Origin of the sequence: Acinetobacter sp. YH12108 (assembly GCF_013419055.1) — a bacterium.
In the GTDB taxonomy this organism is placed as follows: Bacteria; Pseudomonadota; Gammaproteobacteria; order Pseudomonadales; family Moraxellaceae; genus Acinetobacter.
The window spans coordinates 38,041-59,936 of sequence record NZ_VPAW01000011.1; the positions used below are offsets into that span (position 1 = coordinate 38,041).

The 21,896-nt window shown below is 42.4% G+C and carries 19 protein-coding genes and 3 tRNA genes; 14 read left to right on the forward strand and 8 right to left on the reverse strand.

The window, feature by feature from the left end; translation table 11 throughout:
• Positions 1-9: 9 nt before the first annotated feature.
• From FTU46_RS08900 to FTU46_RS08930, 7 genes are all read left to right on the forward strand, one after another.
• Positions 10-381 carry a hypothetical protein gene (locus FTU46_RS08900; protein WP_257224630.1) on the forward strand — a complete coding sequence of 124 codons (372 nt, stop codon included), beginning with the start codon at positions 10-12 and terminating at the stop codon, positions 379-381.
• Complete coding sequence (locus FTU46_RS08905) at positions 381-905, forward strand: DUF1833 family protein (RefSeq protein WP_180104797.1); 525 nt, start codon at positions 381-383, stop codon at positions 903-905. The genes FTU46_RS08900 and FTU46_RS08905 overlap by 1 nt, the downstream gene beginning before the upstream one ends.
• Entirely contained in the window at positions 902-1,276 is a 375-nt protein-coding gene (locus FTU46_RS08910) for a hypothetical protein (RefSeq protein ID WP_180104798.1), read from the forward strand. The genes FTU46_RS08905 and FTU46_RS08910 overlap by 4 nt, the downstream gene beginning before the upstream one ends.
• A complete protein-coding gene (locus tag FTU46_RS08915) occupies positions 1,251-4,121 on the forward strand; it encodes a host specificity factor TipJ family phage tail protein (protein WP_180104799.1) in 2,871 nt (956 codons plus the stop codon). The genes FTU46_RS08910 and FTU46_RS08915 overlap by 26 nt, the downstream gene beginning before the upstream one ends.
• A 39-nt stretch (positions 4,122-4,160) precedes the next feature.
• Positions 4,161-6,452, forward strand: coding sequence for a pyocin knob domain-containing protein (locus FTU46_RS08920; protein ID WP_180104800.1), 2,292 nt, complete (start codon positions 4,161-4,163; stop codon positions 6,450-6,452).
• A 176-nt stretch (positions 6,453-6,628) separates the two neighbouring features.
• Positions 6,629-6,988: a hypothetical protein gene (locus FTU46_RS08925; protein ID WP_180104801.1), complete on the forward strand. Its 360-nt coding sequence runs from the start codon at positions 6,629-6,631 to the stop codon at positions 6,986-6,988.
• A gap of 248 nt (positions 6,989-7,236) precedes the next feature.
• Entirely contained in the window at positions 7,237-7,752 is a 516-nt protein-coding gene (locus FTU46_RS08930) for a glycosyl hydrolase 108 family protein (RefSeq protein ID WP_180104834.1), read from the forward strand.
• 140 nt (positions 7,753-7,892) lie between these two features.
• Here the strand turns inward: FTU46_RS08930 and FTU46_RS08935 are convergent, their stop codons facing one another.
• Positions 7,893-8,918, reverse strand: a complete 1,026-nt coding sequence (locus tag FTU46_RS08935; protein WP_180104802.1) for a site-specific integrase — start codon at positions 8,916-8,918, stop codon at positions 7,893-7,895.
• Between the two features lie 520 nt (positions 8,919-9,438).
• Here FTU46_RS08935 and FTU46_RS08940 point away from each other — a divergent pair.
• From FTU46_RS08940 to FTU46_RS08950, 3 genes are all read left to right on the forward strand, one after another.
• Positions 9,439-9,523, forward strand: a tRNA-Leu gene (locus FTU46_RS08940).
• A 33-nt stretch (positions 9,524-9,556) separates the two neighbouring features.
• Positions 9,557-9,630, forward strand: a tRNA-Trp gene (locus FTU46_RS08945).
• Positions 9,631-9,670: 40 nt separating this feature from the next.
• Positions 9,671-9,755: transfer RNA gene (locus tag FTU46_RS08950), tRNA-Leu, on the forward strand.
• A gap of 145 nt (positions 9,756-9,900) precedes the next feature.
• On the opposite strand, the gene FTU46_RS08955 is transcribed toward FTU46_RS08950, so the two are convergent.
• Positions 9,901-10,104 carry a hypothetical protein gene (locus tag FTU46_RS08955; RefSeq protein WP_004786362.1) on the reverse strand — a complete coding sequence of 68 codons (204 nt, stop codon included), beginning with the start codon at positions 10,102-10,104 and terminating at the stop codon, positions 9,901-9,903.
• A gap of 417 nt (positions 10,105-10,521) precedes the next feature.
• Between FTU46_RS08955 and FTU46_RS08960 the strand changes: the two genes are divergently transcribed.
• Positions 10,522-10,794, forward strand: coding sequence for a hypothetical protein (locus tag FTU46_RS08960; protein ID WP_004786360.1), 273 nt, complete (start codon positions 10,522-10,524; stop codon positions 10,792-10,794).
• A gap of 12 nt (positions 10,795-10,806) precedes the next feature.
• Here the strand turns inward: FTU46_RS08960 and gloB are convergent, their stop codons facing one another.
• Together gloB and FTU46_RS08970 are read right to left on the reverse strand one after the other, a co-directional pair.
• Positions 10,807-11,541 (reverse strand): hydroxyacylglutathione hydrolase, encoded by a 735-nt coding sequence (gene gloB / locus FTU46_RS08965; protein WP_125279548.1) that lies wholly within the window; start codon positions 11,539-11,541, stop codon positions 10,807-10,809.
• 120 nt (positions 11,542-11,661) lie between these two features.
• Positions 11,662-12,246, reverse strand: a complete 585-nt coding sequence (locus FTU46_RS08970) for a flavin reductase family protein (protein ID WP_180104803.1) — start codon at positions 12,244-12,246, stop codon at positions 11,662-11,664.
• A gap of 116 nt (positions 12,247-12,362) precedes the next feature.
• On the opposite strand from FTU46_RS08970, the gene FTU46_RS08975 reads away from it, so the two are divergent.
• A complete protein-coding gene (locus FTU46_RS08975; RefSeq protein ID WP_125279550.1) occupies positions 12,363-13,184 on the forward strand; it encodes a PhzF family phenazine biosynthesis protein in 822 nt (273 codons plus the stop codon).
• 141 nt (positions 13,185-13,325) lie between these two features.
• Positions 13,326-16,091, forward strand: coding sequence for a pitrilysin family protein (locus FTU46_RS08980; protein WP_180104804.1), 2,766 nt, complete (start codon positions 13,326-13,328; stop codon positions 16,089-16,091).
• 215 nt (positions 16,092-16,306) lie between these two features.
• Here FTU46_RS08980 and FTU46_RS08985 read toward each other — a convergent pair whose 3' ends face one another.
• Entirely contained in the window at positions 16,307-17,371 is a 1,065-nt protein-coding gene (locus FTU46_RS08985) for an amidohydrolase (RefSeq protein WP_180104805.1), read from the reverse strand.
• 107 nt (positions 17,372-17,478) lie between these two features.
• On the reverse strand, positions 17,479-17,874 hold the full coding sequence (locus tag FTU46_RS08990) for a DUF3144 domain-containing protein (protein WP_004786347.1): 396 nt from the start codon (positions 17,872-17,874) through the stop codon (positions 17,479-17,481).
• A 110-nt stretch (positions 17,875-17,984) separates the two neighbouring features.
• Between FTU46_RS08990 and FTU46_RS08995 the strand changes: the two genes are divergently transcribed.
• On the forward strand, positions 17,985-18,617 hold the full coding sequence (locus tag FTU46_RS08995; protein WP_180104806.1) for a hypothetical protein: 633 nt from the start codon (positions 17,985-17,987) through the stop codon (positions 18,615-18,617).
• Between the two features lie 22 nt (positions 18,618-18,639).
• On the opposite strand, the gene FTU46_RS09000 is transcribed toward FTU46_RS08995, so the two are convergent.
• The gene (locus tag FTU46_RS09000; RefSeq protein ID WP_180104807.1) at positions 18,640-20,091 is read right to left on the reverse strand and encodes a CYTH and CHAD domain-containing protein; all 1,452 of its coding nucleotides are present in this window, start codon (positions 20,089-20,091) and stop codon (positions 18,640-18,642) included.
• A 120-nt stretch (positions 20,092-20,211) separates the two neighbouring features.
• Positions 20,212-21,669: an inorganic triphosphatase gene (locus tag FTU46_RS09005; RefSeq protein ID WP_180104808.1), complete on the reverse strand. Its 1,458-nt coding sequence runs from the start codon at positions 21,667-21,669 to the stop codon at positions 20,212-20,214.
• Positions 21,670-21,896 lie beyond the last annotated feature (227 nt).

Below are 21,896 nucleotides of genomic sequence, written 5' to 3' on the forward strand. Positions count from 1 at the left end.
CAACGAAGAATGTTTGTAAATAACGTGCATGTGGTGAACGTATCTGTACTGCTTAAAACCAAAACCCATGCTCAGTATTTCTGGGCATTTTGGCGATTGCATACGCTCGATCCAAAGCCATTTTTATGGCGACTGATAACTGACTCAGCCGAAGCACAGGATCACACCTGTCAGTTCGTTGCTGATTCTTTGTCAGTCGGTGAGCGTAGCGGTGTGATTTATTCCGTGTCATTCCAGGTGCGATGCAAACCGCTGAACAACGGTGATTTGGCCTTTGATCAGCAGATTGTGGATTTGTGGGAGTCCGGCAATCCACTTGAGATGCTGAACTTACTTGAGAAATTAGTGAACGAAACAATGCCGAATGCCTTGGGGGTGTGATGATTACAGTTGATGATATTAAGGATTTTCATCTGGATAGTGCGCCCAGCGTGGTATTGCTGGAAACACTTGAAATTAGCCATTCACTTTGGCCCAACCCAATTCGCCTTGTGACCAATCACCCGGATGGCATTTCTGTCACGCTTGAGAATGGCCAGCCAGCCACGTTTGATTTTATTCCGGTGATGATTCAGCGTGGCAATACCTCTGATGACTTGGATCAATCCCTGAAAATCACAGTTGGGGATTTAGGGGAAGTGGTGCCACCACTTATCCAAATAATTGAGGATGCGTCGAGTGATGAAAAGCCACAGGTAATTTATCGCTCGTTTGCCTTTGATACTGTATCCATGGTGCTCACCAAACCCACTCCACTTGAGTTGATTCGCGGTCTATATGTAGCAAAGATGAATCAGGATTATCAGGCCACCACCTTTGAAGCCGCAACTTCTGGGAAAAATAGCGTGAAGACAGGTCGAACCTATAACTTCAAGGACTACCCAGACCTGAGGGGATTGATATGAAAAGTGTTGATGCCTTGCTGGATCGGCAATATGACTCAAAAAAATATCATTGTGTGCATTTTCTGATTGAAGCAGCACAGTACCTTTTTGAAAAAGATTATTCACCAAGCTTTCTGGGTCTTACTGGTGATCTTTCCCAAAGCATTCAAACTTCGCGTGACACCACAATCAAAAACAAAAGGATCGAGAGGCCCATTGAAGGCTGCATTGTCCTAATGACCAATCTTTTAAATAGCTCCCATGTGGGGCTTTTTTATTGCGGTCGTGTTTTACATCTATCTGAAATTGGTGTGCATTTTCAGGAACTTCGGTCTCTAGAGCGAAATTATTCAAGGTTTAGATTTTATGAAGCTTCGTATTTATCCCAATGAGCTTGATCCGACTGAATACAGTGAAAAAGAGTATGAGTGCTTGCTTAAAGACTGGCTAAATATTCGGGAAGAATATCCAGAAGCTCGACTTTATAAAGACAGCATCTGCGCCCAGAATGATGTAACACCAAAGACTAAAGAAGAAGCCCTACAGCTTCTGCATGCAGATGGCGATTACTTTGTGCTTTGTCATGCTGGAACACCGCTTGAAATTTTTCTGGTTGTGGTCACAGTCCTGTCTGCAGCTCTGGCTATTTACACCTATATGAACATGCCTGAAATACCAGATCAGGCCACAGGTTCAGGAAATAATAGCCTGGCTTCACGTCAGAATAAACACCGTACCAGTGAGCGTGCACCAGACATCTACGGGAAAGTAAAATCTATCCCGGATCTCATTGCGCCCGTATATCGGTACTACGCAGACAATGTTCAGATTGAAGAAACCTTGATGAGTATTGGTACTGGGTATTTTGAAATAGAGCAGGATCAAATTAAAGAAGGTGAAACCCCAGTCAATACAATTGAAGGGGCAAGCTTAAGCGCTTATGAGCCTGGCACACTCATTACGGGCACCCCACAAATCCAGATCGGTGAAGAGTTCACAGATCCGCCAATTGTGGCAAAGCAGGTTAGTTCAGTTGATGGTAAGCAAAAATTGCTGTCGCCAAACAACACTAAACTGAATTATAAAGGGGTGACTTTCGCTGGTAATAAAATAGAAGTTACAGGTGACTACCAGTACATAGAAAGAGATTATATGTATGTTGGCGGTGCTTTTGGCTGGTCAACTATTCCACGTCCTGTTTATGCCAACTTTAGCGATCACTTTGTTAATGGCGAACAAATCGTTATTGAGAATGCAATATATGGATCAGCACCTGATTCCAATATTTCCGGTACAACCGATGTGTCTACTACTGGCATTTTAACCATTGCATCCTCCATCAATATTGTCGACCCAGATAACTATAAAAAGATCCGCATATCTTCACTGACAGTCGAGGATCTGGTGGAAGGTCAATTAAGCCTGGCTGGAGAATACGCTGTTTCAAATATTGTTAAAACAGGATCGGCTGGCGCATGGTTTTACGAGGTTACCCTTAAATCAAACTATACAGAAGCCAATATTAACTTTGGGCGAATGTCAGATGATGGAACCGGTATCTTATCAGCAGTTCTAACGGATCATGATGAGAATATCGACCTTAGTGGCACCTATACCATTTCATCAGTTTCTACCAATGAAATAACTCTAGTGAATCCTTCTGCAGTAAATCCAGACTGGCTGCTTTTACCAAATCTAACTGCGCAACAAATTAGCAATATGCTTGGTAGAAATATCACCTTTAAAGGAACCAGTGAAAACTTTATTGGTTGGTACTACGCTGGAAACAAAGACACTGAAGGCATGTTGCTTAACTTTCTAGCTGCCAATGGTATCTATGAAGGAGATAAAGCTAAGCAGGTTGCCATTGAGGTTCAATATCAGCAAGTTGTTGATGGTGTGCCTACTGGTGGAATTTATTCATCTGGTATAGTTATGCAGGGCAAGGCCAACAATCGCGACCAGGTGGGTGCATCAGTTCGTGAAAAACTGCCTTTCACTGGGCAATTCCGCTTCCGTGCCAAGCGTATTAACGATAATGGCAGTAGTGCAAATCTGATTGATGATGTGGTATTTGAAAGTGCTTATAGTTTTTATGAAACGAAAAAGACTGCTTATGAATACGATACAACGATCAGATTAAAACGTCTTGCTATTGGGTCTGGTACAAATGCATCAGAACTAAACCTGCCAGTGGTACGCAAACTTTATTCATACCGCAGTGGCACTCGATCTGCTGAACGCATACCAACTAGCAACTTTGCAGACATTGTCATTAATATGGCTATCGATCCACTCATTGGTCGTTTTGATATATCGGAAGTTGATGTTGATTCGCTGTATGAAGTGTCAGATGAAATTAAGGCTTATTTCGGTACACCAAAAGCATGTGAGTTTAATTACACTTTTGATAACAAGAACAGCAGTTATCAAGAGATGGCCTTTGCTGTTGCTGAAGCGGTTTTCTGTACAGCGCGTCAGGAAAACGGAAAGCACTTTTTCACTTTTGAAAAAGAAACGCCAAATTCCTTAATTTTATTCAATCACCGGAATATAAAACCTGAAAGCCTAACCAAGACCAATCTGTTTGGTGTACCAGATGAATATGAAGGTATTGAATTTAAGTGGCGTGATGAAACTGATGATTATGCTGAAGCAGTGATTAAGTTGCCACACGATGGCTTAGCCAATTACAAAACCATTGAAAGCAATGGCGTAACCAATGCGATTCAGGCGCATTTTTTAGCACATCGGGCATGGAATAAACTTCGTTTTAATCGTAAAAATATTGAGTTTACTGCCTATGGTGAGGCTGACCTAGTCACACGTAATGACCGCATTGCTGTAGTCGACGATGTTTTTAAAATGCTGGGCAGTGGTGAAGTAGAAGCGCAGAACAATACAGTTTTGACTCTAGATAATAATGTCAATCTTGAGGAAGGTGAAAGTTATGTTATTCACCTACAGCTAAAAGATGGATCAGTTGATGTTATTAATATTGTTAGTCAACTTGATGAAAATCAGGTTGAGTTGGCGCGAATACCGCTCATGCCGCTAGTTATAGACAAGGTGGTGAATGCTACATACAGCATCACCAAGGCAAGCGATGGGGAAAGTGAAGCCTATTTGATACAGGAAAAATCACCGAGTGGAACTTTTGAAACCGGGATAACTGCAATCAAATACGATAGGCGCTACTACAGCAACGACAAAGACCACATAAACAATTTGATTTAACAGCCACCTTCGGGTGGTTTTTTAATGCCGGAGAGAAACATGGCTGATCAACCAGTTACAAGAGAAAAGTTAATTAATGCCGATATTGATGTGGATAATCTTGGCAAGGCGGTGAATGAGGAAGCGATTGTTACCCCGCGTTACGGTGCGCCATTTAAGTCTTTGCCGATGATTGCGCGTGAATATGATGAAAATAGCGGCACAAAAGGCTTTAACACGCTTGCAGAATTTGAAGCTGTTAAATCCACCATTCCTGCTTATACAGTTGTTACTATTAGCGAGGCTGGCGCAAATCAAGGGCTGAACGTATGGAACGGTACGACTCTAACTAAAAGTGCTTATGATCCATTGACGCAAGCTAAAGGTTATGTTGATTCAAACCCTTTTCTTAATCCTGCATTAAACCCTACAGAGAAGAATCTTAACAATATTACCCATAATTCTATTTATCAATATTCCGCAGCTAACGCAACCCTAGCTAATAATTTTCCTGTAGCTGATGTAACTACATACGTAGAAACATTTAAGCTTGAAGGGAGTTTATTTATATTTCAAAAAGCGACTGTTGTGGCTATAGGGATGGAGCTAAAGACATTTTTTCGTAGCGGTGCAAGCGGCTCATGGGGTGTGTGGGCTGAAACGTTAACAAAAACATCAATGACTCCATCGCTAATTAGTACATCTGTAAATATAAACACATTAGCTGGAACCAACGGATACAACATGTATTCACGAACTGTGACAACTGTAGAAGATAACTTTCCGCTAGCAGGCGAGAGCTTCTTTGTTGAAACAAGCACAGCAACAGGCTCGTTGTTTACATTACAGCGAGCTGTATCAGTTTCAACTGACAAACCGCGTGAATTTCTGCGTAGATATAATGGAGCGTGGAGCAACTGGGTAGAACAGGTTGTGAAAGGTGAAGTTGGTGGATTTGATGATGCAGCTTGGTATAAGTATGTAAATGCTGACAGTCCGTCAATTTACCAGGACAAGCTCCCAAATTTCAGACGCAACAATCTTTTAAAAAATAAAGATATGTGTGTTGTGATGACAGGAACATCTTTAACTGCTAGTACCAGTCAGCACTGCACACTTAGAACTGATGCTCATTTACGCCCACCGAACATGCACGCGAATGCTTTCGGCTCATATATCTGGGATGTATTGAAATGGGAAGGGCAACAATACCGACGATATGATGCAAGTTATTTCACAGAAGTTGGCACGTTTACAACAAAATCAAAAGATGATTTATGGGATGATCAAACCCGTGATGGTCTAACTCGTATAAGTGCTAGCACAGACGCAGCTGTTGGTTTTGTTATTCCAGTTGATGCTTGGCAATTTAACTTCATCTATCGTACAGAATCTACTGGATGCACGGCTACTGTATCTATTGCTGAGGGTAATAGTTGTGTGCAGGTATATGATGAAACAACATCTGCATGGGTAGAAGCTAATGGATATAGTTTTAGCATGCTAGAAACCCCGCCAGTTCAAAGAACTGTCGCAATCCCAGATTTAATCACTGAGATTCCTACAAATTACACACTAAGTAGTAAAGCAAATACTACATATCAGAAGCGTTTAAAAATGCGCTGTAGAAGTGGGGATGGTTCGTTTGATTCACGTGCTTCTGCTAAAAATGTAACTATTGCAAATGCATCAGGCAGTGGTCGGTTCCTGTACTGGGGCGTTGAATGGAGTCCTCGCCAATATATGATGACTTTCATTAACAGCTCACGCGGCTCACATGCAACAGATGCACGTAAGACGACAGGCTTGCCACGTTATCAAGACAATGAAGTTTGGGCGTTCAAACCGGATTTAATTCTGTCTGAGTTAGCAATTCATAATGATGGTGCATCGGGTGCTGGCGTTTTCCCTGTCGGTACATGGGAGCGGCTTGCAAAGCAGTATGTGACCGATACAAATTATGAATTATCTTTGTATAGTCGCGCTGCTCATTTTGGACAAACTCCAGAATATGCATTTTTTGTTGGCTCAATTACTTGGAATTTTGGCGGCATTAATGAAGATGGTACTTTGAAATTTAGTACTCAAACTGCAAGCGCATTGGGAGGTGCTCGCGCTATGTCGGCATTAGATAAGTATCATGAAGCAATCCAATATTTAAGAAGTCAAAACATTGTCTGCTTAGATACCGCTGAGCATTGGGTTGAAGCTTGCAAAGCTGTATTTGGCGACATAAAAGCAGCAACAGTAGCGAGTGGTAAAACTGGCGCAACATTCACAGATGAGGGATCTCATTGGAATGATAATGGTGCAAAAGTTATGGCCAAAGCAGTTATCCCCTTAATTAAGTAGGCAACAATAAACCCTAGTGACCTTTTAACACCCAAATAAAACCAATCAACCCTGATCTTTAATGAGATCGGGGTTTTTTATTACCAAAATTTAGGGGGCGCAATGTCGAATGACTACTCATCTGATCCACCAGAGCCGAAACGCTATTTTTTAATGTCAATTTTATAGGGGGGTGTATGCCTGAAAATAGGCCGTACAACAATAATGGATGGGAGGGGAAAATTGATTCCATTCATAAAGACATTCGATTGATCCTGGAGCATGTTGCACGCCAAACCTTTATTAACGAACACCATGAGAATGCAATTGCTAAGATCCAGAAAGAACTGGATTCACTTGAATTAAAGGTATCGGGCCTTGAAAACAAGTCTGCGACTCAGGATGGGGGCCTTGGGGTTTTAAGGGTTTTGCTCGGCCTTTGTGGTGGAACAGTTATAGCTGCATGCATCTGGGTTGGCGCATCAATCATTCAAATCAATCAAACACAGTCACTCATGAAAGAGAAAGTCACACGACTTGAGGAATTAAGTAGATGAACTTTTTACAAGAAAACGCGCTGAAATATACCAGCGTCAAATGGCCCCTAATTGGGGCTTTTTTATTGGGTGTAATTCCCACTTTAATCCAGGAGGGGATTAACACACAGTTGATTCCGACGGAGTATCATTCACTACTTTTAACCATTGTTTTGCCCGCCTTGGCTTACTTCGGTAAAAAGAAATATCAACCTGAACTGCATCCCGAGCCAACTATTCTAGGCTTTGCAAAACTCCCGGTTGATTCGATCACTTTTGATGAGGCATTCCGGCGTTTGATTGGGCATGAGGGTGGCTACACTATAGATCGACGTGACCCGGGTAACTGGACCGGTGGCAAGGTTGGAGTGGGCATCTTAAAAGGCACTAAGTACGGCATCGCTGCAAATACCTACCCAAATCTGGATATTAAAAATCTAACGCTTGCTCAGGCTAAAGAAATCTATAAAAAAGACTGGTGGGACAAGCTTGGGGCAGATGGCATACACTCGGCAATCGTATTCCAGTTGTGGGACTTTGCAATTAATGCCGGGAAGAAGCGTGCGATTCAGGAGCTACAACAAGCGGTTGGTGTAACCGCAGATGGAATCATTGGCCCCAAAACGATGGAAGCCGTGAATGCTCAAGACCTGAACGATGTGATTCTGACTTTAACTGCTGAGCGATTAAGGTTCTATACGTCACTAAAAACATGGCCCACATGGGGCAAGGGCTGGACTAATCGTGTTGCGGATAATCTAAAATATGCAGCGCAGGATAATTAGATTGCCCCGATGCTAGACAAGCCCTCGAAGTGAGGGCTTTAGCTACATTTACTTAACCACCGCCCACCCGGCTTCCTTCCTAAAAATCTCTCCATTCTTAATCGCGTGCTCTATGTAAAAGTAGGTCCATGTTTTCATTATTATCCCCTAAGCCCATTTCTTAATCGCTGTGCAACTTCAGTAGCAGTTGGATTGTAGTAGGTATTCACCAGAATATTAATATCCGTATGTCCGGTAATCTTGGCTAGATCGGCAGGGTTTTGGATAATCTGAGCCATGCGAGTGGTGGCTTCATGTCGCAAATCATGGAATCGCAAATCTTGAATACCGCATTTATCCCGATACTGTCTAAATAAAGAAGACAATGAATCTGACTCAATGCTTAAAACGCGAGGATTATTTACACCTTGCATGTGGCGCAGCAATTCTTCAGCACGTTCGGATAAAGGAATGTTCCGAGTAAGACCGTTTTTAGTGTCTGGTAGATGCACATACATTTTATCAATATGAACATTCTTCCAGGTCATTGCTGTGATTTCACCAAGACGCATTGCAGTTTCAAGCGCAAACAACATAGCCCATGCCACTTCCTGCCCTTTGGTTTTAACTGGTTCGCCTTCGACATAAGAGCAGGCATTCAAAATAGCTTCAATCTCATGATCTGCCGCACGCCTATTTCGTGGAGGTGGCAACTTTGGTCTTGATACAGTAGTCAGGGGAGAGGAGTGCAACCAACCCAATTCACGGATACAACAATGCAGGACGGCACTGAGCAATTCCATTTCTCTTGAAACAGTCGTAGCGGTCACATCCTTGGTTCTGGCATCTCGATATTTCACGAAATCAAATGATTTAAGATCTGTAAGGTTTTTTGACACTAACTGCGGATTGTCACGCATCAGCTTTCTTAAGCGTAAAGTTTCCCATCTGGCACCTTTCTTTTTAGGTGTGACATTCTTCAGGTAATACTCAATAGCTTCTTGGTAGGTGTGTTTTGGCAATTCGCCTTTTGATGCCTTGGCCGCATCCTTAAGTTCGATAATTTTTCGAGCTGCCCATTCTAAAGCTTCTTTTTCTGTATCATGGGTAGAGGTGTGGCGCTTGTTCTGATAATTGACGCAAATACGCCAACTATCACCGCGCTGAATAGCCTTTGGTATTTTCATAATGTTGTGGTGCAGATTTGGTGCAAATCAAATGATTAGATGATGTATTAAATCACATTACAATACATTCTAATACAATATTAATTTATTAAAAATCAATAGTTAAAAGAAAAACCCTTACAGAATAATGGTTTTAGTTTAATGGCGATATGCTCTCTATCCCCACCATATATGAAGAAACAAGGTTAATGCCTTGTTTTTTTTTGCCTGAAATTTAGTGCGACATTTTTATTGGCTTGGCTTTTTATTTTTTGTATTGGATTCATTTATTGTTTAAACAACATGCTCGATCAAGATAAGTGAGGTTCTAGAGGTCTGATCTGCTGAGACTGAGCTAGACAAGCTTAGAGATTAAGTTCAAAGCAGTAGCAAAGAAACCTCATAAGGCCGAGTTTTCTTGTTAAATCTTATAAAAAATAAAAAAATTGCATTAACTGTTTAATTTATAGCGGAATAGGCAGTGATTGCTTGTAAAATCACTTGTCAATGACCTGCTATCTCTATAATATACACAGCCATCGGGGACGTGGCGAAATTGGTAGACGCACTGGATTTAGGTTCCAGCGCCGCGAGGTGTGAGAGTTCGAGTCTCTCCGTCCCCACCAATTTACTCAAGAGATTGAGTAAAATGGCCGAGTAGAGGATTGGTGTAATGGTAGCATGACGGTCTCCAAAACCGTTCGTCAAGGTTCGAATCCTTGATCCTCTGCCAAAGTTTGAAAAAAAGTCCAACACTAAGTTGGTACCCTGATGGGGACGTGGCGAAATTGGTAGACGCACTGGATTTAGGTTCCAGCGCCGCGAGGTGTGAGAGTTCGAGTCTCTCCGTCCCCACCATCAAAAGAGACAAGGTTGATGCCTTGTTTTTTTTTGCCTGAAATTTTTTAAACGAAAAAAAGCCCATCGAAATGGGCTGATTATAGGAATAATAGAATTTTACTCAAATAAAAGGGTAAATCATGAGTGCATTGATTAATTAAATTTAAGCTTTCAGATGATCTTCAAACTCCTCACCCAGCTGCATGGCCAATGCATTACCTGAAAGATCGCAGGTCACCAGACCATATTCTTTTTTAAAACTGAAACTAAAACCACGATTGTCTGCCAGGGTGCGAACCGAATACCCCAATTTTTCTAACCAAAGTCTAAATGCGAGAACGTTTTTTGCTTTGACCACTTTTTTCACGAGATAACTCCTTCATCAGTTAAATCATAGATAAGGGTGAGAATTTTCGTTTTAAAGGGCAAATACCCTTATCTAAATTAATTTAATTGAATTTGCAGATTTAATGAACAAGATAATATAGACCAAACATAAGGTTTTTAATCTAAGTCTATGTTTTTTATTATTTTCAAGATGTTGTAACTAAATATTTTAATTTAAGCCTAAATAATTTTTCGAATAGTTATTAATATTCAAATATTTAAATCAATAATTGTTTATTTGTTATTCATTTTAAATTAGGAATTAGCGTGGTTTAAGGTTTTAGAGTTTGAGTAACGCTTAAAAATATACAATCCAGTAAAGTCTCAGAGTATTCAGGTCATGGTGTTAGGCTCAATCCTTTATACTGAAATTGATGTAATTTAAATAAGATTAATGATGACTGAATTAAATATTGAACAGTACGTCAAACAGCAAATTGAACTTATGCAGCAGCAAGGGCAGGAGCCTGTTGCTGTGATGCTGGGTCATGAAGACTGGCTGGATTTTTCGGTACAGTCCAAGGTGGCGTATACGCCATTTGGCAGTGCGCGCCGTTATCAACCTGCTTTGGGTGGATTATTGCTGGTCAGGATTGATGAAATGAATGCGGTACGAGTGGTCACCCAGCAAGAACTGGATGACTATGCTCAGAAGCATCAGCTACTCTAAGCAGCTATAAGTTTAAAACGAGTCTTTTATCACGCGTAAACGTTGAAACTCTTCGACACTGTCTGCGCGTAAAAAAGGATTGGTTTCCAGTTCTGCTGCAATCGTACTGGGTAAGGTGCATTGTCCTAGCATGCGCATACGCTCAACCTGTTCGAAACGCTCCAGAATTGCTGGATTATCCGGTTCTACATGTTTGGCAAACTGTGCATTCGACAGCGTGTATTCATGCGTGCAATAAACCTGGGTACGTGGCGGTAAGGCAGCCAGACGAGCCAGAGAGTGGTACATCTGCTGATAAGTGCCTTCAAATACCCGCCCACAGCCCATGGCAAACAGGGTATCGCCACAGAACAGTACATCAATGGCATCCAGGAAATACACGATATGGCCTAGGGTATGACCCGGTACGGCAATAATCTGTACCTCAACACCATGAAAACTGAACTGGTCGTCATGTTCAAGTGGATGGTTAATAAACGGAATTTTTTCCAGCTCAGCTTTTGGGCCATATACCGGTAATGATTGCTTTTGAATTAAATCCGGAACGCCCCCGATATGGTCTTTATGCCAGTGGGTGAGCCAGATCTGACTCAGCTCAAGCCCGTGTTCGGTACAATAATCTTGAACTAGCACCGCTTCAGTGGGATCAATGACCGCGACCTGATGCGTCGGTGTATGTTCAAGTAACCAGATATAATTTTGTAATGAGTTTTTGACATCAATACAGTGGATTTTAAACGGCATCATAAGACATCAGACCAAACAGATATTATGGATAAAGTAGCATAAATTCAGGCAGTCTGACTGTGGTCAAAGCTGCCTGTTTGCAAGAATTTTTTATATGATTTGTTTAAAAAGATCAGTTATTTATTCTGCATCTTTTACTGCGACAGCTTCGCCAATGGTATAGAAGTGGCCGCCGGCGACATGATGAATACTTTTCCATTCATCGCTGACTTCATGATAGTACCAGTGCCCATCACGGAACACCCGATCATCGGCATAAGCGGCAATGACCTTACCAATAAACAGGTCATGGGCTTGCTGGTTATGTGGCTCGGGAATCAGCTCACATAAAATCCAGGCGGCACAACCTTCTACAACTGGGATCTCTTGATCTGCGAATTTGAATAACTGCACACCGGACTGTTCTAGTTTGTCTGGGGCATTGTACAGACTCAATGTTCCCAGACTATAGACCATTTCCAGCTGTTTGAGGGTGGGAATCTGCAGGGCAAAGTAGCCAGAATTTTCAATTATTTTTCGGGTCTTGGTGCTTTTATCCAGCACTACGGTGACTTTTGCTGGACTAAATTCGAGTGCACATGCCCAGGCAGCGGCCATGACATCAGTGTCTTGCCCATCATTGGCAGATACCAGTACTGTTGGACCATGCGTAATCAGGCGATAGGCTTTTTCTAAAGGTACAGTTTGAATATGTGAATTGTTCATAAAGAACCTTAATGAGTGAAAAGGGAGAAAAATAAATCATCTGATCCACAGCATATAAAATTCCTCTTCTGGAAAAAAGCTTTTAAACTAAACACCTACATACAGGAGTAAAGAAAATGAAAATGTACCAGGTGGATGCTTTTACGACGTCTCTATTTAAGGGAAATCCTGCTGCAGTCATCGTGCAGGATGCTTGGCTGGATGATCACCTGATGCAGAATATTGCCCTGGAAAATAATCTGTCTGAGACCGCTTTTGTCAAAGTGCTGGATGCAGAAAATTATGAAATTCGCTGGTTTACGCCGACCAAGGAAGTGGATTTCTGTGGACATGCCACATTGGCCAGCAGCTTTGTATTATTCAAGGATTTTAGCTCTGCAAAAACCATTTATTTTCATGTCAAAGATCTGGGCATTTTTACAGTATGCCAGGATGAAGATGGCAAAATCCGGATGAATTTCCCGATCCGTCAGCCTGAACTCATCACAGATTATCCGGAAGCTTTAAGACAGGCCCTGACGAAACCTTTTAAAAACGTTTATCTGAATACGCAAGGTTATATTATTGAATATGAATCAGTGCAGGATGTATTAGAAGAGCAGCCAAATATTGAATTGCTGAAGCAGCTGAATGGAAAAAGAACCGCGATTACAGCAGCGGGTCCATTACTGGATGTCGCGATTACCGCTGGCGATACGCAATATGATTGCATATCACGTTATTTTGCACCGAGTAACGGGATTAATGAAGATCCGGTAACGGGTTCAATTCATACCGGGATTGCACCGATCTGGGCGGAGAAATTAAATAAAACTGAACTGGTGGCTTATCAGGCCTCTCAGCGTGGCGGTGTATTGTATTGCGCATTAAAAGAACAAGGCCGCATTGAGATTTCAGGTTATGCCAAACTGTTTATGCTGGCCGAACTTTATATTTAGCTAGCATACTCAATAAAATACCGTGAAATTGCGCGGTATTTTATTTGGCTTCTCATAAAATAGACTATTCATAATAAAGACTTTTCTCTAAGATCAAAGTGACTGTAAATAAAAATTCACACTTAAAAATTTGGATGAACAATGCAAATACGCTTTAAACGTTTAAGCTTGGCGATTTTATTATCTGGCTGGACAGCGGCCAGTTTTGCACAGCCGGTATTGGTGAAAACAGAACAGAATATCGAAGAATATCGACTGGAAAATGGCTTAAGAATTATTCTTGCGCCCAATGATAAAGAAAATAAAGTGTTTATGAATACGGTTTATCTGACCGGTTCACTGAATGATCCACAAGGCAAAGGGGGCCTGGCGCATCTGCTTGAACATCTGGCGTTTAAAGGCACGGAAAATGTGAAGGGAGATGAGTTTCAGCGCCGTCTGGATCAATATACCTTAATGACCAATGCTAGTACTGACTATTACTCAACCAAATATACCAATGTGATTCGTCCTGAGCAGACCGCGGTCAATGAAGTGATTTTCCTTGAAGCGGAACGCATGGACAAGCTGGTCCTGCAAGAAAAGTATGTGCCGACTGAAATTGACATCGTGAAACGTGAGCGTGAAATCCGTCTGGATCAGCCATTTTCCGTACTGATGGATCAGGTATTTAAATCAGCTTATGGCAATCAGTATCTGGGGCGATTACCGATTGGTGACTTGAACGAACTGCAATCGATCAAGATGCAGGAGCTGAACCAGTTTTATCGTCATTGGTATGCACCGAATAATGCTTTGATGATTATTTCAGGCAAGTTTAATAAGGCAGAAGTGCTGAAGCAGATTGATACCCATTTCAGTCCGATTCAGTCCCGCAAAGTGCCTGAATCGGTAAAAGTGCCTACGCTAAAACCTGAACAGATCAAACAACGTGAATTTACCGTGCAAAAGGGTAGTGATCTGGCCAAATTTAATATTTATCTGAACCAGTCAGAAGAAAGTATTAAAACCACGCTGGCCATGTCTCCAATCTTATATACATTGCAACCTAGCGGACACCTGTATCAGAGTCTGGTCGAGACGGGTAAAACTACTACGGTGCAGTCTATGACCTGGCTGGATAAAGATTTTAATCTGGTGTTTATGGGTTCCATCTATGCGCCAAATCATCAAGTCAAGCAGGTTGAGCAGGGCTTGATTCAGGGTGTAGAGCAGAGCCAGCCATTTAACGAAACCGAATTAAACCGGGCTAAAAGTCTAACCCGAAACCAGGCGGACAATGTTAAAAATAGCGCAACCGCTTTAGGTTCGCGTTTAAGTGAATATGTAGTGGCTTATTCAGGTGACTGGAGCCAGTATTTCAAAGATCTGCAAGCCATAGAAAAGCTGGATGTCAATCAGATCAATCAGGTGTATAAGGCATTCTTTAAGCCAGAATATCGTATTTCTGGCAATATCTTGCCGACACCAGAAGATCAGAAAAAAGCACAGGTGTTGCCCCAGACTGAAGTGCCGGCTCAAACTCTGGACCAGCAGGCTGAAGCAGCAGAACCGCTGAAAGATGTCAGTGTCTATCAGGCAGAAGTAAAGCAGTATGTGGCGCAGTCCAAGCAATATTTACAGGCTAAGGACAAGCAGATTCAACGGGGCAAACTGAAGAATGGTATTAAATACGCTTTATTCCCGACCCAGACTCAGGATGACAAAGTTTATGCCACTATTGCACTTAATTTTGGTACGGCACAAAGTTTGTTCAATAAAGGCGAGATTCTGGATCTGACAGCTTACTTACTGCTGCGTTCTTCTGAAACCCAAAGCTTGCAACAGATTGCCGATAAAATTATTGAGTCCGGTGGTTCAGCCACGGCCAGTTCCTCTGAAAATGGCATGAGCATTCAGATCAGTGCCAAAAAAGAGAAGTTTGAAGAATTTTTCCAGTATGTGCTGGATGTACTCAATAAACCGGCCTTTGAGCAGAGTCAATTTGACCTGATTAAAGGACAGAGCCTGTCTGCGTTGGACCGTCCTTATACTGAGCCCAATATGGTGGCAGGCCTGACCATGTCCCGCGCGACCGAGATTTATCAGCCGGGTGACCTCCGCTATCATTTTGAACCTGAACTGGCGAAAAAACAGATTCAGGCTGCTACTCGTGAACAGGTCGTAGCGTTATATCAGCAGTTCTTCAATACGCATCATGCCCAGATCGCAGTGACCGGGGAATTTAATCCGAAGTCCGTGAGTAAAGTCCTCAAAAATAACTTTGCGAGCTGGAAAGCGAAACAGCCTTATGAGCGCTTAAGTGGTCAATATACAGTTTATCCGGCACAGAAAATCCATGCGTTGTCTGAACAGCGCGAGTTCGGTCATTATCAGGCTGTCATGACATTCCCGGTCGGTGCAGAACATGTAGATTTGCCAGCCATGCTGGTCTTCCGGCATATTCTGGGTGATTCTCAGTTGTCTTCACGTTTAGCACAGGAATTACGTGAGAAAAATGCGCTGGTTTATGGTTTTAGTGCCAATGCTCAGTATGATGAATGGATTGATTCAGGCGCATTAGGCATTCAGGCGAATTATACGCCTGGCCGATCAGCACAGGTGTCACAAGCGGTGCATAAGGTATTGAATGAGCTTCTGGCCAAAGGGGTAACCGAGCAGGAAGTTGAAGCAGCGAAAGCCACGATTTTGAAACAGCGCGTCACTGCACTGGAAGATGATCGCCGTATTCACAGCATGCTGATTCCACAACTGGAAAAAGATCGTAATCTGATCTATCGGGAAAAACGCGATCAGGCGATTGCCAAGCTGACCAAGGCAGATGTCGATGCCGTTATCAAAAAATATGTTAAACCGGATCAACTGGTCGAAGTCATGGCGGATCAGTATGGGAAAGAAGTGAAATAAACTCTGTAATTTTTTATAAGTCTATGACGGTCTCTTTTCATTTTAAATAAATGTTTAGATGTCTATATGGCTACTTTTGCTTCGGCAAAAGTAGCCAAAACCATTTGTCATCCGCAAAACTCGTCCACCACCTTCACGAAATAAATTTATTGTAGAAACAATCCTCTTATGATGTAGTCCTACCTCAATCAGTTACGGATGACGTTTCCACGTATCTATAGGCGATAAAAGCGTTTGGCATTCTCATAAAAAACCGGCTTTACAGCATGTTCGTCATAGCTCTGCACAATATCGCTAAAGGCATCAATGATGGTGACCAGATCTGTGCTGACACGATCCATCGGGAAATTAGAAGCAAACATGATGCGATCTTTAGCGAAGCATTGTAGGGCATGCTGGATCAATGGAGCCGCGAGCTGAATCAGTTCATCTTTTTTTGCCAGTTTTCGCTCTAAATGAAAACGATGACCGAGTACAGGCATAAACAGACCGGAAATTTTGCTATACACATTTGGGCATTTTGCCAGTTCAGCCAGGTCTTCTTTCCAGGTCTGAAAAATATAGTCTCGCTGCTGTGCTGTTTGTCCTGTTGCTTTACCGACTTTCCCAAAGATGCCGGCAGGTGTGCCCAAGTGATCCAGCACAATCGGCGTTTCAGGAAATGTTTTGGCCAGATGGGCCACATCAGAAATTTGGGTAGAATAAACCCAGGCATCAAAACTTAAATTGGCTTTGGCTAATTCCTCAAATCCTTTCAGAAATTTCTTATTGCAGTATAAATGCGGTTCATCGGTCCAGGCATGAATGCCTTTATCGGCATGGAACGATGCCATTTTACGAATACCACGTAATTTAGGCGAAACTTCCTGATGTAATTGCAGCAGCTGTTTAAAGTTTTTTTGACGAAGATCAGCTGTAGCCACAATGCCGCCTAGCTGAATATTCTGTTCAGCAAAAGGCAGCCCGGCAATAAACCTGGTTTCATTAACCACGCCAGTACCTTTATGCTCATGCCAGCTTGCTTCTATATGAACAATCTGTTCCACCTGATAATGACCGATGTCACGTTTATAATTTTCAGGTAGGTAAGGCGCGGTCAGATGTTCGGTCAGACCAATGGTATCGATCACCACTTTGGGCTTGATCAGTCGCACCATTTTGTTCAGCAGTTTGGGATGTTTGCCAAATAATTTTACGGCTGAGGCTGCGGCATGCGGTGTGGTATAAGGGTCCCATTGATGAATATGCGGATCTATAATCGGAAAGGGCAGTTGTTGCATGATATTTTTGGTCATCGTTTAATTTTTATTCATTTTTTATAGGATGAATCCAGTATTAAAGTCAAATTTAAAATCAAAGATTTAAAAAAAGCCCCGTAGGGCTTTCATTAATGATCGTGGTCGTGTTGATGCTTGTTGGCATGAAACTCTTCATTACGACGGAAACGTAAATAGTTCTCAAACTGCTCACAGTATTCATCGTAGTTATCTTCCAGCATCATCTGAAATTGCTGCAAGATATAAGACATGACCTGATCTTTAGCGTCGCGCATCTCGTTGCCATCTTTGAAATTGTTGGCAGCGACCCAGGTATTAAAGCGGGCAGTACCAAACAGCATTGCAGCGCTGACTTGACCACGTTTTTCTGCCGGGTTTTCCTGAGAGCCTTTTTCTACACGGCTAAATTCGTTGGCCTGTTTAATAAATTCATCAGCACGTTCAAAGAATGCAGCATTTAACGCTTCTTCTTCGGTTACATCGGTTGCTTCAATCTTTTGAACCATGAATTTTTCCTGATAATAAAATCTTAATCACTAATTATAGGCAAAGCCTTGCAGAAACTAAACCTTTGCCTTAATCTAAAAATAGCCTAAGCAATAAAAATGTAAATCTCATGCAAGATGCAATTGCTGTACAGAGTCTGAAAAGTGATATTGCCTTATTACGCCAGAATATCTGGCCACCAGCAAATCTGGCCAATGTGGAAGGATTGCCAATTTATTATGGCACCAAGTCGCAGGTCGAAGAATATTACAAGCAATGGCTGGGTCTGATTGAAAGGGCACAAGACCTGTTTCAGCCTTTTATGGAAGATGAAGTTCTAGATGCGATTCATTTGCCAAGCCATTTGAATCTGCCTTTATTCTATTTTCATGTGGACCGCATCCGGATTAATAAAACCCGTGCCAAAGAATCCAAAACTTTTCGTGGCATTGCCAGCCTGATTGAAAAATGTGGGCAATTTGAACCGGAACAGATTCAGTCCATGCAACGCTGGCTAGACAGTGATGAGACAGCGGCACTTGTGGCACATCGTGAATTTGTAGATCTGCGTACTTATGTATTCCAGCATGGTCAAAGTGAATACACCCGGACTCGGTTCTATGTGAATGGCATCGTCCTCAGTGTCGAACCACATTTTGAACTGGTTGATGCCCGTGATAAGCCGCGTAAGCAGCGCAGCGATAGTTATAGCGATCCATTAGCTGATAACAATACCTGGAAAGTATATGGAAAATATCGCTAGAGCAATTTTGTCTATTTATCTCTTACCAGAATGGCTGGGTGTGAGAAAATTTTTGTAACTGCTCGGCAGCCTGTCCTGACAGGTGCTGTTGTTCTGCAGTAAGCCAGCCGATGACAAACCATGCCTTACAGTGCTTTTTGGCGTAAGGCCTATACAGGCTTTCTGCGACAAACAGGTCATTATAATGACCCAAAGTCTCCTGTAAGGGTTTTAGTGCTTTCAGATATCTTTTAACTTCCTTTTCAGGAAACAGGCTTTGCAGAAATTCCACGTTATAACGCAAGCGTTTAACCCGCTTGCGGGTTCGGTGGCGTGATTCAATATCCAGTTCCTGATAACTCTCTGCATCTGCACAGACTTTCTGATGCAGTTTGCTGAGTCCTTTACCCAGGAGTTTATGAGAGGACTTTTGCTGATCTCCATTCTGATCCTGACTAAATTGTAGTAGCTCCAGTATCAGCTCCATCGTAGCTGGCTTTCTGAATAATTGGCTAATATCTGCCTGATCCTGTTGGGCTGGAGGCAACTGCAATACTGGTGAACCTGCAGCTTCTAGCTGAGGAAGCAGACTTTCAGCTAAAGCATCGCGATCCCGAGTAGAGCCTAATTGCTGGAAGATATTGCGTAACTGATCCTGCCATTCCTCTGGCAAATCCTGATGATAGGGCTGGAAGATTTTTAAGGCACTGCGTAAACGCCGGATAGCGACGCGGGCCTGGTGCACATGGTCACTATTGTAATTCTCTAGCGCAATCGCCGTCGCATTGGGAAACAGGTGCGTCAGACAGTTGGTGATAATTTTTTGCAAGATATGATGAATATCGTCTTTAGCTGCGAGCTCTAAGGTTGTCTGATGCTGGACCGGAAGATCAGTTTTATTATTCAGCAGAGCATAACCACGTTCAGATTTGCTGCGTACATCCAGCCATAACTGATAACGTTGAATCCAGGGTTTAACAAAATCAATTAAGTCATCAAGTTTGCCACTTTTGAGCTCAAATTCAACTTCATAAATATCCAAGGTCTGGCCATTAGAACGAATCTCACCTCTATCCAGTGCAATTTCAATCTGACTTCCTCGGTAATTTTCAATCCAGAGATCCCGCTCTACATCAGTTTCAAATTGTAGAGTCAGAGACGTATCTAGGGTGTGAAGTGCCTGTTTTAGAATCTTCCGAGCCTGTTTATGCTTGGCATAAGCTTTTAAATCACAGTTGTCCGGTGCGGTATCCAGTCTTTCTTCCAGCTCAAAGCGTTCAAATTGATGCTGGCTCGGTGCTTTTAAGGTCTGAAACCATTGCTGATCTTCCAGACGCTGCCGGAGTGCAATTTTGTGCTGCTGTAACTGCTGATCGGCAGTATCAAAGTATTTGGCACATAAATGATGTCGAGTTGGCCCGTACTGCTGAAAATCTTGTTCGAATTGGTGACGTATACTTTGCGGAATCTGGAATTTGAGTTCGATTTCTGCCATCGGGCCATTCCTTCTCGATGAAGCTCATAACAATCAATATAGACCAAACAACAAAAGTATTGTGATGTGCTTGTGCAACAAAAAGCACGCCGTAGCGTGCTTTGAAAGTCAGTTAAATACTTATTTAAGAAATTTGCGGCTGACCAGAAACTGTTCTGTCGCTTCCAGTAAGCGCTGTGCATAGACTTCCTGCTTGGCAGTCAGCCAACCCAACACAAACCAGTCACTGGCTTCCAGCTCGGTCTGTTGAATATAGGCTGCAGAAGAGGCCAGCGTCTGATATTCATTTGCTGCCTGCTGTGCATCATTTAAAGCCTTGCTGTATTTTTGTAGGTTTTTGACATCATAAATCGTGGTCAAAATTGGGAAGCTGAATTTTAATTCCTGAATGCGAATTGCTAGCTGATCCAGACTCTCAAAATTGGTAATATCAGTCTGGTTCATCTGTTCCTGCAAGACTTTGTATTGTTGCTGCAGGGTAGTTTGCGCTGCAAATTTTAATTCCAACGGTTTAGCTTCATCTGTACTTAAGCTGAAGATCAGCAATTCCAGATAGTGATGCACATTCTGGGTGGACTTCACCAGATTGCTCAGCTTCTCTTTGGCATAGAGAATATCTTTAGTCAGGTTCTCTGCAGTCGTAGGATTTTGCAGGAAGCCAGCTAGGGTGTTTTGCATGTGCTGTAAATGTTGCAGATGTTCAAACTGATGTTTAAATGCAGCAAGCTGATGCGCCCATTTGTCTGAAACCTGAGTATGCCAATCTTTAAACAAAAGTAGGGTCAGATAGAGATGATCCAAGGCCTGTTGTGCCTGATCAATATGTTCCTGCTCTGCCAATTGCGCGGAGATTCCCGCGATATTGGGCAATAGATGCTGCATTTGCTGGGCCACCAGATGACACAGGTTTTTACCCGCACTATCTTTTTTGCTGATCTGGAATTCTTTGGCAAAAGTAGCGGGACTTACATTCTGATGAGTCGCTAACAAATTCCCGATTTCAGCCTTACTACGTACATCCAGCCAAAGCTGATATTTTTTGACCCATTCAAAACTAAAGGCCAGCAAATCCTGAATTGAGCCATGCTTTAACTCGAATTCAACTTCATGCACCTCCTGCTCAGCATGAGGCGTGCGAATACAGCCGATATCCAGGCTGACTTCGATTGATGTGTTTTCATATTCAATCACGCGCAAGGTACGGGCAATATCGGTTTCAAACTGCAATTGCAGCTGGTCAAACTGATCACCTAAAGCACGATTAAGCAAGGCTTGCGCTTCAGCAGACTGCTTGTAAATACTCAGGTCCAGCTCAGGAGACTGTTCTAATTCACCCAGATCATGATTATGCTCGAAACGTTCAATGTGGCTTTTGCCTGCCGCTTTTAACGTCTGAACCCAACGACTGCCTTCTAATCGCTGACGTAGGGCAATTCCATGCTGGGCCAGTTGACGGTCTGCAGTATCATAGTATTTGGCTTGAAGCTGGATCTGTTGAGATTTCTTGGGATCAAGTGCCTTAAGCAGGGCAGTACGGCGTGCCGCGGGAATCTGGAACTTGAGTTCAACTTCAACCATGATAATCATCCTGTCTATTCAATTTATTGAAAAATATTAAAAATAAATTGAATTTTTATTCGCTTGCATGAAATTCCGATATGAAACGGAAATATTTTTAGACTTTTGAGCGGCTGATTGTAACGAAAAACCAATCTGATGTAAGACTTGACCGATTGAAAAAAATGGAAATGGAAAAATTAAGTTACTGATCTCATTCGCCGGTTTTTATTGAAAGCATGACAATT

Coding starts and splice junctions, on each gene's coding strand:
- FTU46_RS08915 (WP_180104799.1), top strand. CDS start 1,251: ATGAAGCTTCGTATTTATCCCAATGAGCTTGATCCGACTGAATACAGT.
- FTU46_RS08905 (WP_180104797.1), top strand. CDS start 381: ATGATTACAGTTGATGATATTAAGGATTTTCATCTGGATAGTGCGCCC.
- FTU46_RS08910 (WP_180104798.1), top strand. CDS start 902: ATGAAAAGTGTTGATGCCTTGCTGGATCGGCAATATGACTCAAAAAAA.
- FTU46_RS08980 (WP_180104804.1), top strand. CDS start 13,326: ATGCAAATACGCTTTAAACGTTTAAGCTTGGCGATTTTATTATCTGGC.
- FTU46_RS08995 (WP_180104806.1), top strand. CDS start 17,985: ATGCAAGATGCAATTGCTGTACAGAGTCTGAAAAGTGATATTGCCTTA.
- FTU46_RS08925 (WP_180104801.1), top strand. CDS start 6,629: ATGCCTGAAAATAGGCCGTACAACAATAATGGATGGGAGGGGAAAATT.
- FTU46_RS09005 (WP_180104808.1), bottom strand. CDS start 21,669: ATGGTTGAAGTTGAACTCAAGTTCCAGATTCCCGCGGCACGCCGTACT.
- FTU46_RS09000 (WP_180104807.1), bottom strand. CDS start 20,091: ATGGCAGAAATCGAACTCAAATTCCAGATTCCGCAAAGTATACGTCAC.
- FTU46_RS08970 (WP_180104803.1), bottom strand. CDS start 12,246: ATGAACAATTCACATATTCAAACTGTACCTTTAGAAAAAGCCTATCGC.
- FTU46_RS08920 (WP_180104800.1), top strand. CDS start 4,161: ATGGCTGATCAACCAGTTACAAGAGAAAAGTTAATTAATGCCGATATT.
- FTU46_RS08935 (WP_180104802.1), bottom strand. CDS start 8,918: ATGAAAATACCAAAGGCTATTCAGCGCGGTGATAGTTGGCGTATTTGC.
- FTU46_RS08960 (WP_004786360.1), top strand. CDS start 10,522: ATGACTGAATTAAATATTGAACAGTACGTCAAACAGCAAATTGAACTT.
- FTU46_RS08985 (WP_180104805.1), bottom strand. CDS start 17,371: ATGCAACAACTGCCCTTTCCGATTATAGATCCGCATATTCATCAATGG.
- FTU46_RS08990 (WP_004786347.1), bottom strand. CDS start 17,874: ATGGTTCAAAAGATTGAAGCAACCGATGTAACCGAAGAAGAAGCGTTA.
- FTU46_RS08900 (WP_257224630.1), top strand. CDS start 10: ATGTTTGTAAATAACGTGCATGTGGTGAACGTATCTGTACTGCTTAAA.
- FTU46_RS08975 (WP_125279550.1), top strand. CDS start 12,363: ATGAAAATGTACCAGGTGGATGCTTTTACGACGTCTCTATTTAAGGGA.
- gloB (WP_125279548.1), bottom strand. CDS start 11,541: ATGATGCCGTTTAAAATCCACTGTATTGATGTCAAAAACTCATTACAA.